Here is a 14,071-nt window from a genome sequence, read left to right as displayed (position 1 = left end):
GCAGAGTGCCAGCCGGGACAGGAGCATTAGCGATAAACCGGCAACATATCAAAGCTCGACAGCATATGCACCAGCGCATTGCCCACGCCAAACACGAGGATCAACGCAATCATTGGCTTGCCGCCCCAGACGCGAAAACGTGGGCTGCCAAAACGTTTACGCGATGCGCTGGCCAGCAAAGCTGGCACTATTGCCGCCCAGATCGTCGCAGCCAGCCCCGCATAGCCAATCGCATAAAGAAAGCCATTGGGCCATAACAAACCACCAGCAATCGGTGGCAGAAATGTCAGCAGCGCCGTCTTAAAACGCCCCTGCGCCGAATCATCAAAGCCGAACAGATCTGCCAGATAATCAAACAGACCCAGAGTCACACCAAGGAAAGAACTCGCCACCGCAAAATTGGAGAAGACCACCAGCAACAGATCCAGGCTACGGCTGTTCAGCACGCCGCTTAACCCCTGTACCAGCACATCAATATTGCCCCCCTTCTGCGCGATACCGATAAACTCGGGGCGTGGGATATTTCCCATGGTGCCCAACAGCCATACCATATACAGAGCCAGCGCCAGCAGCGTGCCATATACCAGGCAACGCGCGATAGTGCGCGGATCTTTACCATAGAACTTCATCAGGCTTGGCACGTTGCCATGGTAGCCAAACGACGCCAGACAAAAAGGCAGGGTCATCAGCAAATACGGTGTATAAGATGCGTTGCTTTCCGCCACGTTGAACAAGGTCGCAGGCTTAACATGTCCCAGCAAACTGCCGAAGGTCAGGAAGAAAGTGATGACTTTCGCCCCCAGCACAATCGCCGTCATCCGGCTTACTGCGCGCGTAGAGAGCCAGACGATAAACGCAACCAGCAACGCAAATCCAAGACCTGCCAGGCGAGGAGGGACATTTAACGACAGCTCAGCAAAGGTGTGGTGCAGAATGGAACCGCTCGCTGAAATATAAGCGTAGGTCAGGATATAGAGTACAAAAGCGATGGAGAGACCGTTAATCACATTCCAGCCGTTGCCCAGCAAATCTTTAGTAATGGTATCGAAGCTGGCACCAATGCGGTAATTGAGGTTCGCTTCCAGAATCATTAGCCCGGAATGCAACATACAAAACCAGGTGAACACCAGCGCCGCTATCGACCAAAAGAACCACGCACCTGACATGACAACTGGCAGTGAGAACATTCCTGCGCCAATAACCGTACCGCCAATAATCACCACACCAGCAAGCAACGAAGGAGTCGCTTGTGTGGTTGTCAGTGTTGCCATGTTTCTTCTCCAGTAAGGTAAAATACCGATGCATTGTACCAGTACAAGAGTACACAACAGATAAAAGAAACCCCGATGTTTTGCATCGGGGTTGTATCAATTACTTTACGAAGTGTAAAGCTGACTTACTGGGCGATTATGCGTCACCGAAACGACGACGGCTGCTGGTGCCTTCTTCGCGGTCACGACGCGGAGCGCGACGTTCACCACTGAAGTTACGGCCTTCACCACGACCGCCTTCACGACGTTCGCCACCGAAGCTGCGACCACCTTCACGACGTTCGCCACCACCGAAGCTGCGGCCACCTTCGCGACGCTCACCGTTACCACGGCGCTCACCACGTTCAGGACGAGGCTGAGCATCGCCCAGCAGCTGCATGTTCATCGGCTTGTTCAGGATGCGGGTGCGAGTAAAGTGCTGCAGAACTTCGCCCGGCATGCCTTTTGGCAGCTCGATGGTAGAGTGGGATGCGAACAGCTTGATGTTACCGATGTAACGGCTGCTGATATCGCCTTCGTTAGCGATCGCGCCAACGATGTGACGAACTTCAACGCCATCATCACGACCCACTTCAATGCGGTACAGCTCCATGTCACCCGCGTCGCGACGTTCACGACGTGGACGATCTTCACCGTTACGGTCGCCACGCGGAGCACGATCGTTGCGGTCGCCACGGCGCTCAAAGCGATCATCACGGTCGCGGAATTCACGACGCGGACGACGTTCGATAACCGGATCCGGCGGCAGAATCAGCGGACGTTCGCCCTGTGCCATTTTCAGCAGTGCTGCGGCCAGTGTTTCGATATCCAGCTCTTCTTCCGGCTGCATTTTAGCCAGCAGAGCGCGGTACTGATCCAGATCGCTGCTTTCCAGTTGCTGCTGTACTTTCGCGGCGAATTTTTCCAGACGGCGTTTACCCAGCAACTCAGCATTCGGCAGTTCAACTTCCGGAATGGTCAGTTTCATGGTGCGTTCGATGTTACGCAGCAGACGACGTTCGCGGTTCTCAACGAACAGCAATGCACGACCAGCACGACCAGCACGACCGGTACGGCCGATACGGTGAACGTAAGACTCGGAATCCATCGGGATGTCATAGTTCACAACCAGGCTGATACGCTCAACATCCAGCCCACGTGCTGCCACGTCGGTTGCAATCAGGATATCCAGACGACCGTCTTTCAGACGCTCCAGAGTCTGCTCACGCAGGGCCTGGTTCATGTCGCCGTTCAGCGCAGCGCTGTTATAACCGCTACGCTCCAGCGCTTCTGCCACTTCCAGGGTCGCATTCTTGGTGCGAACGAAAATGATCGCCGCATCAAAATCTTCTGCTTCCAGGAAACGTACCAGCGCTTCGTTTTTACGCATGCCGTACACCGTCCAGTAGCTCTGGCTGATGTCCGGGCGCGTGGTCACGCTGGACTGAATGCGCACTTCCTGCGGCTCTTTCATAAAGCGGCGGGTGATGCGGCGAATCGCTTCCGGCATGGTTGCAGAGAACAGTGCGGTCTGATGACCGTCCGGGATCTCTGCCATGATGGTTTCAACGTCTTCGATGAAGCCCATACGCAGCATTTCATCGGCTTCGTCCAGTACCAGACCGCTCAGTTTAGAGAGATCCAGCGTACCGCGTTTCAGGTGGTCAAGCAGACGACCCGGGGTACCCACAACAATCTGTGGCCCCTGGCGCAGTGCGCGTAACTGCACGTCATAACGCTGGCCGCCATAAAGAGCAACCACGTTCACGCCGCGCATATGTTTAGAGAAATCCGTCATGGCTTCGGCAACCTGAACCGCCAGTTCGCGGGTCGGCGCCAGCACCAGAATTTGCGGTGCTTTCAGCTCAGGATCAAGATTGTTCAACAGCGGTAATGAAAACGCTGCGGTTTTGCCGCTACCCGTCTGGGCCATACCCAGAACGTCGCGACCGCCCAGCAGATGCGGAATGCACTCTGCCTGAATTGGAGATGGTTTTTCGTAACCCAGATCGTTAAGGGCTTCAAGGATAGGAGCCTTCAGGCCCAGATCTGCAAAAGTGGTTTCGAATTCAGCCATGTAGTACGTGTGCCTCGATATTAATGGCGGCCAGTCTACATAACTTATCGTGAAAATTTTCGGTAATTTTCATTAAAAGTGTGAACCGGCTCAAAGTAGGTGTATTAACGAACAACAACGCCCTCACCCGCGAAGGTGATGGCAATCAAGATAATGATTACGGGCTGATGTGTACGTCAGCTATTGCTGGTCCGATTCTGCCAGGTCATCTTGCTCCTGGCCCAAGAGCGCTAATTCCAACAATGCATAACGGTGCTCAACAAAATTATGAACGTTGTTAGCCACCGCTAATTTGAACAGAGCCGCAGCGCTGTCCTTTTCCCCCAGACTTAGGTAGTACTTACCTAAATAGAAGTTGGTTTCACTGAGATGCTCAGCGAGCGAGGTGTTATCCGTTGCGTCTGCCTTCAGGCGGTTCATTAGCTCTTGTTCGCTAATATCGCCAAGGTAGAACTCGACAATGTTCCATCCCCATTGCTCTTTGCCCGATTTTTCGAAGCGTTGTTTCAGCGCTTCTTTAGCCTGCTTCTCATCGAGCTTCCGCTCAACGATGTAAAGCCACAGACTCCGGAAAGGGTCATTGGGATCGTCTTGATAAAACGCCAGCAGATCATCTTGCGCTAACTTATCGCGACCGCCGTAATATAATGCGATACCGCGATTCAAGTGCGCGTAGTTGTAAGTTGGATCAAGCTCAAGTACAGAATCAAACGCTTCATAGGCAGCATCAAAATTGCCTGCCTGCGTTAAATAAATGCCTAAGTAATTGAATACTTCGGGCATATCAGGTCGGATAGCCAGCGCTTGTGAAAAATCATTTCGCGCCAGTGCTCTCAAACCAAGACTATCATACAATACTCCGCGCTCATATAAAAGCTGTGCGCGTTCATCATCGGATAAAGCCCGACTGGCAAGAATTTGTTCCATGCGCGCCAGAATCACTTCTTGCTGCAAAGTCGGTTGCAATGGCACCGCGAGGACTTCGCTCTTACGCCAGGCAGAGTTGCTGCATCCTGCCAGCGTTAAAGCTGTCGCAACGAAACACCAGCGCAAAAAAGGCTTCATTTCCCACTCCCGAAGACAACAATTGGATGAACGTCCTGTCCCCCGGCTGCAAACACGGCGTCCTGCCAGATAAATAACCCTCCGCTTACGCGGAGGGCAAACACCATTTTACTCGCCCTGCTCTGCTTGCGGCGCTTCCGGCGCTGCTTCAGGCTGAGTTTGTTCAGTGGCTTCTTTAATACTCAGACGAATACGGCCCTGGCGATCAACTTCCAGAACTTTCACCGGAACTTCCTGACCCATCTGCAGGTAGTCGGTCACTTTCTCAACACGCTTGTCAGCGATCTGAGAGATGTGAACCAGACCTTCTTTCCCGCCGCCAATGGCAACAAACGCGCCAAAGTCGACAATGCGAGTTACTTTACCGTTATAGACACGGCCGACTTCGATTTCCGCAGTGATCTCTTCGATACGACGGATAGCATGTTTTGCTTTATCGCCATCGGTCGCGGCAATTTTAACGGTACCGTCATCTTCGATTTCGATGGTAGTGCCGGTCTCTTCGGTCAACGCACGGATAACAGAGCCACCTTTACCGATGACGTCTTTGATTTTGTCCGGATTGATCTTAATGGTGTGGATACGCGGTGCGAATTCAGAGATATCGCCGCGCGGCGCGTTGATCGCCTGTTCCATTACGCTCAGGATGTGCAGACGAGCACCTTTCGCCTGATTCAGCGCAACCTGCATGATCTCTTTGGTGATGCCTTCAATTTTGATATCCATCTGCAGTGCAGAGATACCATCGCGGGAACCCGCAACTTTGAAGTCCATATCGCCCAAGTGATCTTCATCGCCCAGAATGTCAGAAAGAACAACGAAGTTGTCGCCTTCTTTCACCAGACCCATCGCGATACCCGCAACGGCCGCTTTGATCGGCACGCCAGCGTCCATCAGCGCCAGAGAAGCACCGCACACGGAAGCCATGGAAGAAGAACCGTTGGATTCGGTGATTTCAGATACCACGCGAACGGTATACGGGAATTTTTCCATTTCAGGCATAACAGCCAGCACGCCGCGTTTCGCCAGACGACCGTGACCAATTTCACGACGTTTCGGCGAGCCGACCATACCGGTTTCCCCTACAGAATACGGAGGGAAGTTATAGTGGAACAGGAAGGTATCAGTGCGCTCACCCATCAGTTCATCAATGATCTGGGCATCGCGGGCAGTACCGAGCGTTGCAGTCACCAGAGCCTGAGTTTCACCACGGGTAAACAGCGCGGAACCGTGAGTACGCGGCAATACGCCAGTACGCACATCCAGACCACGGATCATGTCTTTTTCGCGACCATCGATACGCGGTTCGCCAGCCAGTACGCGGCTACGAACAACATTTTTCTCGATAGCATGCAGAATGTCGCCCAGCTCGTTAGCGTCCAGGGTTTCATCTTCTGCAACCAGCGCAGCAATAACGTCAGATTTAATGACATCAACCTGAGCATAACGCTCTTGTTTGTCAGTGATACGGTAAGCATCGCTCAGACGCGCTTCTGCCAGAGCAGCAACGCGCGCGTTCAGCGCTTCGTTGACGGCTTCCGGCTGCCAGTCCCAACGCGGTTTGCCCGCTTCTTTTACCAGATCATTGATGGCCTGGATAACAACCTGCTGCTGTTCGTGGCCAAATACGACCGCGCCCAGCATCTGGTCTTCGCTCAGCAATTCAGCTTCGGACTCAACCATCAGTACCGCACCTTCGGTACCTGCTACAACCAGATCCAGCTTACTGGATTTCAGTTCTTCCTGAGTCGGGTTAAGTACGTATTGATCGTTAATGTAACCCACGCGCGCTGCGCCAATCGGGCCATTGAACGGAATACCTGACAGAGACAGTGCTGCGGAAGCACCAATCATAGAAACGATATCCGGGTTAACCTGCGGGTTAACGGAAACCACGGTTGCAATAACCTGAACTTCGTTAACGAAGCCTTCGGGGAACAGAGGACGAACCGGGCGGTCAATCAGACGCGCGATCAGGGTTTCGCCTTCGCTTGGACGGCCTTCACGACGGAAGAAGCCACCCGGAATTTTACCAGCAGCGTAGGTACGCTCTTGATAGTTAACCGTTAACGGGAAGAAATCCTGACCCGGTTTAGCTTTTTTAGCACCCACAACGGTAACAAATACCGCAGTGTCATCCATGCTAACCATAACAGCCGCTGTCGCCTGACGCGCCATCATGCCGGTTTCCAGCGTAACGGTATGTTGGCCGTACTGGAACTTACGAACGATCGGATTAAGCAAAATATTATCCTTTCTTAATCTTAATGAATGACAGCAAACCTCAGGAATGCTGTCGTTTAAACCCGATCTTCCTGCATCCTCGCGACTAATGACAACCCTAACCCCGCTCTTGTGGGTAAAGCCTCTCATTAGCCGCGCGAACCTCTGCAACGAAGATCATTTATAACAACAATACATTATTGTACTGTCAATTACTGCCGTCTGGTTGAAAAAAGGGGCCTTACGGCCCCTTTCTTGAAACTCGCAAGAATTAGCGACGCAGACCCAGACGCTCGATCAGCGCGGTGTAGCGTGCAACATCTTTACGTTTCAGGTAGTCGAGCAGTTTACGACGCTGAGAAACCATACGCAGCAGACCACGACGGCTGTGGTGATCTTTTTTGTGCTCTGCAAAGTGGCCCTGCAGGTGGTTGATCTGTGCAGTCAGCAGTGCAACCTGAACTTCAGTAGAACCGCTGTCGTTTTCGCCACGACCAAACTCAGAAACGATTTTTGCTTTAGCTTCAACGCTTAGAGACATTTTGTACTCCAGTGATAAAAAAATGAAAGGGTGCCGATCTCTAATTCAGCAACCCCGGAATTAATACCAGATATTGTTAAACAATTGACCCGGCATTAAGCGCCAATATTCTACTCTCAGTGGCTGGTTATCGCAAGATGAGGCTTAGGCTGGCGGGTACTCAACCACCAGTCGACGCGGAGCAACACGCCCTTCGTCATCCATTTCACCCATACCGATAAATTTGGCCTCTTCACCTTCGGTAACACGCACCAGCCCCTCATGGGGCGTACCGGTGGTTCGCACAGGATTACCGTTGCGAAAGTACACTGATGAGGCCAGCGGAAGGTTAACAACCGGATAATCAGCTGCCGGGCTATCCATAGGCATTAACAACGGATCAAGTAATTGGGCCGCAGGAATATCACGCTGCCCGGCTTGCGCAACCAGGTCATGTAGTTGTTCCAGCGTGACCATTCGCTCGGCAGGATATTTACTGACCGCCAGGCGACGCAGATATATCACATGTGCGCCGCAGCCCAGTTTCTCGCCCAGATCATCAATAATTGTGCGAATGTAAGTGCCTTTCGAGCAGTGAACTTCCAGTTCCAGTTCATCGCTTTCGTGACGTATGAACAACAGTTCATAAACCGTAATTGGCCGCGCTTCTCGCGGGACCTCAATACCCTGGCGCGCGTACTCATACAGCTTTTTGCCCTGATATTTCAGTGCAGAGTACATCGAGGGTATCTGTTCGGTATTGCCACGGAAGGTATCCAACGCTGCGGCCAGTTGCTCAGCATTAAAATTGATCGGGCGTTCTTCGACAATTTGGCCATCGGCATCGGACGTATCTGTGCGCAGGCCCAGCTTCGCAATTACGCGGTAACGTTTGTCTGAATCCAGCAGATACTGAGAGAACTTTGTCGCCTCTCCCAAACAAATCGGTAACATACCCGTGGCCAGAGGATCCAATGCGCCGGTGTGCCCGGCGCGATTGGCATTAAAAAGACGTTTAACTTTTTGCAGTACATCATTGCTGGAGGCGCCTTGCGGTTTATCCAGCAACAGCACGCCATGCACATCGCGACCGCGACGACGAGGACGACTCATCAGTCCTCCTTGCTGTCGTCCGGGTTTACACGACGCTCTTCGTCATGTTTCACCACGCTGGTAACGAGGTTGGACATGCGCATCCCTTCTACCAGTGAGTTATCGTAGAAGAAGGTCAGTTCCGGCACGATACGCAGGCGCATAGCTTTGCCGAGCAGCGTACGGATGAAACCGGATGCTTCCTGAAGCGCTTTGATGCCCGCTTTAACAGCGGCTTCATCTTTGTCGTTCAGGAAAGTAACGAACACTTTGGCATAGGCCAGATCGCGAGAGACTTCAACGCCCGATACGGTGGTCATCATACCAACGCGAGGGTCTTTAATTTCGCGCTGCAGGATGATGGCGATTTCTTTCTGCATCTCCTGGGCTACGCGTTGTGGGCGACCAAATTCTTTCGCCATAATAAATTCTCCAGACAAAAAAGGGGCTAAAGCCCCTTTTTAAAATTATTGCCGGGTGGCGCGAGGCGATCCCGGCCTACTTATGGACTTATCCCAACGGGATTAGTCGATGCTGCGTTGGATCTCGATAATTTCGAACACTTCGATCATATCGCCAACGCGAACGTCGTTGTAGTTCTTCACGCCGATACCACACTCCATGCCGTTACGGACTTCGTTAACGTCATCTTTGAAGCGGCGCAGGGATTCCAGCTCGCCTTCATAGATAACCACGTTGTCACGCAGAACGCGGATTGGGTTATGACGTTTAATCGTACCTTCCGTAACCATACAGCCCGCGATCGCACCGAATTTCGGTGATTTGAACACATCGCGAACTTCTGCCAGACCAATGATCTGCTGTTTCAGCTCCGGAGACAGCATGCCGCTCATTGCTGCTTTCACTTCGTCGATCAGATTATAGATGACGGAGTAGTAACGCAGATCCAGACCTTCGGCTTCGATCACACGGCGCGCAGAGGCGTCAGCACGAACGTTAAAGCCAACCAGGATGGCGTTCGAAGCCGTGGCCAGCGTAGCATCGGTTTCGGTGATACCACCGACACCAGAACCTACAATCTTCACTTTCACTTCGTCGGTAGACAGTTTCAGCAGAGAATCGGTGATTGCTTCCACAGAGCCCTGAACATCCGCTTTCAGAACGACGTTCACTTCGTGAACTTCACCTTCGGTCATGTTGGCGAACATATTTTCCAGTTTGGATTTCTGCTGACGCGCCAGTTTGACTTCGCGGAATTTACCCTGACGATACAGAGCAACTTCACGAGCTTTCTTCTCGTCACGAACAACAGTCGCCTCATCACCCGCTGCCGGAACACCAGACAGGCCGAGGATTTCAACCGGAATAGACGGACCCGCTTCGGTAACTTCACGACCGAGCTCATCACGCATCGCACGTACGCGGCCATATTCAAAGCCACACAGAACGATATCGCCTTTATGCAGAGTACCTTCGCGTACCAGCACCGAAGCAACCGGGCCACGACCTTTATCCAGGAAGGATTCAATCACAACACCGCTCGCCATACCGGTACGGATAGCTTTCAGCTCAAGAACCTCTGCCTGAAGCAGGATGGCATCAAGCAGTTCGTCGATACCGGTACCCGCTTTTGCTGATACATGAACGAACTGGCTTTCGCCGCCCCACTCTTCCGGCATAACACCGTACTGGGACAATTCATTCTTAACGCGATCCGGATCCGCTTCTGGCTTATCGATCTTGTTAACTGCAACAACAACCGGTACCTGCGCCGCTTTAGCGTGCTGGATAGCTTCGATTGTTTGCGGCATCACGCCATCGTCAGCTGCTACAACCAGAACCACGATATCCGTTGCCTGCGCACCACGTGCACGCATTGCGGTAAACGCGGCGTGGCCCGGGGTATCCAGGAAGGTGATCATGCCGTTTTCGGTTTCAACGTGGTATGCACCGATGTGCTGGGTGATACCACCCGCTTCGCCTGATGCTACTTTCGTTGAACGAATGTAATCCAGCAGAGAGGTTTTACCGTGATCAACGTGTCCCATGATGGTCACGACCGGTGCGCGCGGTTCTGCCGCAGCACCTGTGTCACGGTCGCTCATTACCGCTTCTTCCAGTTCGTTTTCACGACGGAGGATAACTTTGTGGCCCATCTCTTCGGCTACAAGCTGCGCGGTTTCCTGGTCGATGACCTGGTTGATGGTGGCCATTGCACCCAGTTTCATCATCGCTTTGATGACCTGAGAACCTTTCACCGCCATTTTGTTAGCCAGCTCGCCAACAGTCAGCGTTTCACCAATCACAACGTCACGGTTAACCGCCTGCACAGGCTTCTGGAAGCTCTGTTGCAGCGCAGAACCTTTACGCTGTTTGCCGCCTTTACCGCCGCGAATGGCAGCACGGGCTTCTTCACGATCGGCTTTGCTTTCGGCATGCTTGTTGCCTTTTTTCGCTGGGCGTGCCGCTTTCGCATTACGACCACGACCACGACCACCTTCAACTTCGCGGTCGCTATCGTCCTCAGCCTGGCGTGCATGGCGAGAAGTGGTTACATGATAGTCGCTGCTTTCTTCTTCTTTATCGCTGCTGGCATTCCAACGGGATTCGTTTTCCTCAGCCATGCGACGAGCTTCTTCCGCTACGCGACGCGCATTTTCTTCCAGCTTACGACGAGCCTCCTCTTCCGCTTTGCGCTTAAGTTCTTGCGCTTCAGCTTCACGGCGGGCTTTTTCACCCTGGGCTGTCCTGGTCATTTCGTCAGATTGTTGGTTGCTCACTTTGCTATTTTCCGCAGCTTCACGTTTTGCTTTATCAGCAGATTCGCGTTTGGCTTTTTCATCCGCTTCACGCTTCGCTCTTTCTTCGGCATCACGTTTGGCTTGTTCCTCGGCTTCGCGCTTAGCAGCTTCCTCTGCTTCACGACGGGCCTTCTCCTCCGCTTCACGCTTCGCCTCTTCTTCCGCTGCGAGACGTTCTGCCTCTTGTGGATCGCGTTTTACAAAGGTGCGCTTTTTACGGACTTCGATCTGCACCGATTTACTTTTCCCACCGGTGCCCTGAATACTTAATGTGCTGCGCGTCTTGCGCTGCAACGTCAGCTTGTCAGGACCTGAGCCATGTTCACGGTTCAGATGCGCTAACAGCGTCTGCTTTTCTTGTGCCGTCACTGAGTCTTCAGCGGACTTGCGGATCCCTGCATCAGCAAATTGCTGTACCAGGCGGTCCACAGAGGTCTGAATCTCAGCGGCCAGCGTTTTTACGGTTACATCTGTCATGCTGTTCCTTCCTGCTACAGTTTATTACGCTTCGCCACCAAACCAGCAAATATTACGTGCGGCCATGATGAGCTCCCCGGCTTTCTCGTCGGTCAAACCGTCGATATCGCTCAGGTCATCTACGCCCTGATCGGCGAGATCTTCCAGCGTACAAACACCGCGGGCTGCCAGTTTAAACGCCAATGCACGATCCAAACCTTCCAGGTTCAGCAGGTCTTCAGCCGGTTCTTTATTACCGATGCTTTCTTCCTGCGCCAGGGCCAGAGTAGTCAGGGCATTTTTCGCGCGTTCACGCAGGGCTTCAACGGTATCTTCATCCAGCCCGTCGATTTCCAGCAGCTCTTTCATTGGCACATATGCCAGTTCTTCCAGCGTAGAGAAACCTTCTTCAACCAGAACAGTGGCGAAGTCTTCGTCAATGTCGAGGTGGCGAGTGAAGGTGTCGATCGCCGCATGGGCTTCTGCCTGATGCTTCGCCTGCAGGTCTTCAACGGTCATCACGTTGAGTTCCCAGCCGCTCAGCTGTGAAGCCAGACGAACGTTCTGGCCATTACGGCCAATTGCCTGAGCCAGGTTACCGGCTTCAACGGCGATATCCATGGTGTGCTTGTCTTCATCAACAACGATAGAAGCAACATCAGCAGGTGCCATGGCGTTAATAACGAACTGCGCCGGGTTATCATCCCACAGGACAATATCGATTCGCTCACCGCCCAGTTCGGTTGATACAGCCTGAACACGCGCGCCACGCATCCCTACACACGCACCGACCGGATCGATACGTTTGTCGTTGGTTTTTACCGCGATTTTCGCACGGGAACCTGGATCGCGAGCAGCCGCTTTAATTTCAATGACTTCTTCGCCAATTTCCGGTACTTCAATGCGGAACAGTTCGATCAGCATCTCAGGTTTGGAACGCGTCACGAACAGCTGTGCACCACGCGCTTCGGGACGTACAGCGTAGAGCACACCGCGAATACGGTCGCCGGGACGGAAGTTTTCACGCGGAAGCATATCTTCGCGCAAAATTACGGCTTCGGCATTGCTACCCAGATCAAGCGTGATGTTATCGCGGTTCACTTTCTTCACCACACCAGTGATGATTTCGCCTTCATGCTCACGAAACTGGTCAACAACCATCGCACGTTCAGCTTCGCGCACTTTCTGCACGATAACCTGTTTTGCCGTCTGGGTGGTAATACGGTCAAAGGTGACAGATTCAATCTGGTCTTCAACAAAATCACCCACATTCATGCTTTCGTCTTCGAAGCGAGCCGCTTCCAGCGTGATTTCTCGCGTCGGCTGGGTAACTTCTTCGACCACAACCCAACGGCGGAACGTATCGAAATCACCGCTCTTACGATCGATCTCTACGCGAACATCAATTTCTTGCTCGTATTTTTTCTTGGTTGCTGTAGCCAGAGCACTTTCCAGCGCTTCGAAGATTTTTTCACGCGGCAGCGCTTTTTCGTTAGAAACAGCTTCAACAACAGCCAAAATTTCTTTATTCATCGGGGGCCTTTCACCTCAATCCAGACTGTTAAAAGTGGGGGACCAGGTTCGCTTTCTGAATGTTGCTCAATGCGAACACTTCATCTTTACCTTCGACCGTAACGGTGATCATCTCGCCATCGACACCTTTGATAACGCCTTGCCATTTACGACGGTTCTGTACCGCCATACGCAAGACCAGCGACACCTCTTCACCCGTAAAACGCGCATAGTGTTCCGCTGTAAATAAGGGACGATCAAGGCCTGGTGAGGACACTTCCAGGTTATAAGCGACGGTAATAGGATCTTCAACATCCATCACCGCGCTGACCTGATGGCTGACATCGGCACAATCATCAACATTGATGCCATCTTCACTATCAATATAGATGCGCAGTGTAGATGTGCGACCACGCACAAATTCAATACCAACCAGCTCGTAGCCCAGTGCTTCAACCGGTGCTGTGATCATCTCTGTTAATTTTTGCTCTAATGTGGACAAGCCCACCCCCAAGACATAAAAAAAGGGCGTAAAGCCCAGTTATTCCGTAGTCAGATAACAAAAAACCCCGATAAATCGGGGCTTTAAATAACTGAACCCTATAGCCGCAACTGCGGCCTGGAGAACCTTCCGGGAGTATTTTTTTCAAATCCAGCGACGAAGGCGTTAAGTCTTCATAGTATATTTGAAAAAGAACACTTAGGGAAAGTGGTTGCGGGGGCCGGATTTGAACCGACGACCTTCGGGTTATGAGCCCGACGAGCTACCAGGCTGCTCCACCCCGCGCCTGAAACGTGGCAAATTCTACTCGGTTAGCAGAAGATTTGCAAATGATGCTGGGATTTGGTACCGAAGACGGGACGTATAATCTGCATTCATTATATTGATAAACATAACTATCTGTCAACCCTGACAAGTTTGCATTTTATGCGCCTGGACTTGTATTATCATTCGCAATGGCGGATGCGTTTTCAGAGGGCATTCACGGTCATTATTGCGATGAAAATTGCACTCTTCTCTTCCTGTCATCGCCAAAAGATGTTTAAATGAAAACTCATTTATTTTGCATAACCATTCACTCCCGAAACAACAGAGAATGGTATTAAACATCAT

The 14,071-nt window shown here is 52.2% G+C and carries 11 protein-coding genes and 1 tRNA gene; all 12 read right to left on the bottom strand.

Translation table 11 applies throughout. The annotated features are described in order from the left end of the window. Nucleotides 1–26: 26 nt before the first annotated feature. Entirely contained in the window at nt 27–1,271 is a 1,245-nt protein-coding gene (gene mtr, locus AAIG39_RS14755; protein WP_343194168.1) for a tryptophan permease, read from the bottom strand. A 136-nt stretch (nt 1,272–1,407) separates the two neighbouring features. Then, a complete protein-coding gene (locus tag AAIG39_RS14750) occupies nt 1,408–3,327 on the bottom strand; it encodes a DEAD/DEAH family ATP-dependent RNA helicase (RefSeq protein ID WP_090083096.1) in 1,920 nt (639 codons plus the stop codon). Beyond that, nucleotides 3,320–3,400: a protein YrbN gene (yrbN, locus tag AAIG39_RS14745; RefSeq protein ID WP_139223035.1), complete on the bottom strand. Its 81-nt coding sequence runs from the start codon at nt 3,398–3,400 to the stop codon at nt 3,320–3,322. The genes AAIG39_RS14750 and yrbN overlap by 8 nt, the downstream gene beginning before the upstream one ends. A gap of 107 nt (nt 3,401–3,507) precedes the next feature. Next, nucleotides 3,508–4,392: a lipoprotein NlpI gene (gene nlpI, locus AAIG39_RS14740; protein WP_039077482.1), complete on the bottom strand. Its 885-nt coding sequence runs from the start codon at nt 4,390–4,392 to the stop codon at nt 3,508–3,510. 108 nt (nt 4,393–4,500) lie between these two features. Then, nucleotides 4,501–6,636, bottom strand: coding sequence for a polyribonucleotide nucleotidyltransferase (gene pnp / locus AAIG39_RS14735; protein WP_249569760.1), 2,136 nt, complete (start codon nt 6,634–6,636; stop codon nt 4,501–4,503). 250 nt (nt 6,637–6,886) lie between these two features. Then, entirely contained in the window at nt 6,887–7,156 is a 270-nt protein-coding gene (gene rpsO, locus AAIG39_RS14730) for a 30S ribosomal protein S15 (protein ID WP_004385056.1), read from the bottom strand. A 144-nt stretch (nt 7,157–7,300) separates the two neighbouring features. Continuing rightward, entirely contained in the window at nt 7,301–8,248 is a 948-nt protein-coding gene (truB, locus tag AAIG39_RS14725) for a tRNA pseudouridine(55) synthase TruB (protein ID WP_343194167.1), read from the bottom strand. Next, nucleotides 8,248–8,649 carry a 30S ribosome-binding factor RbfA gene (gene rbfA / locus AAIG39_RS14720; RefSeq protein WP_047372964.1) on the bottom strand — a complete coding sequence of 134 codons (402 nt, stop codon included), beginning with the start codon at nt 8,647–8,649 and terminating at the stop codon, nt 8,248–8,250. Before rbfA ends, truB begins: the two co-directional genes overlap by 1 nt. Before the next feature lie 102 nt (nt 8,650–8,751). After that, nucleotides 8,752–11,466 carry a translation initiation factor IF-2 gene (gene infB / locus AAIG39_RS14715; RefSeq protein WP_090083091.1) on the bottom strand — a complete coding sequence of 905 codons (2,715 nt, stop codon included), beginning with the start codon at nt 11,464–11,466 and terminating at the stop codon, nt 8,752–8,754. A gap of 24 nt (nt 11,467–11,490) precedes the next feature. Continuing rightward, complete coding sequence (gene nusA, locus AAIG39_RS14710) at nt 11,491–12,978, bottom strand: transcription termination factor NusA (protein ID WP_090083090.1); 1,488 nt, start codon at nt 12,976–12,978, stop codon at nt 11,491–11,493. A gap of 28 nt (nt 12,979–13,006) precedes the next feature. After that, on the bottom strand, nt 13,007–13,459 hold the full coding sequence (gene rimP / locus AAIG39_RS14705) for a ribosome maturation factor RimP (protein WP_047373469.1): 453 nt from the start codon (nt 13,457–13,459) through the stop codon (nt 13,007–13,009). Nucleotides 13,460–13,667: 208 nt separating this feature from the next. Further along, nucleotides 13,668–13,744: transfer RNA gene (locus AAIG39_RS14700), tRNA-Met, on the bottom strand. Nucleotides 13,745–14,071 lie beyond the last annotated feature (327 nt).

The sequence above is a fragment of the Phytobacter palmae genome (assembly GCF_039409775.1).
Classification (GTDB): domain Bacteria; phylum Pseudomonadota; class Gammaproteobacteria; order Enterobacterales; family Enterobacteriaceae; genus Phytobacter; species Phytobacter palmae.
This window is presented reverse-complemented; position numbering and strand designations above follow the sequence as displayed.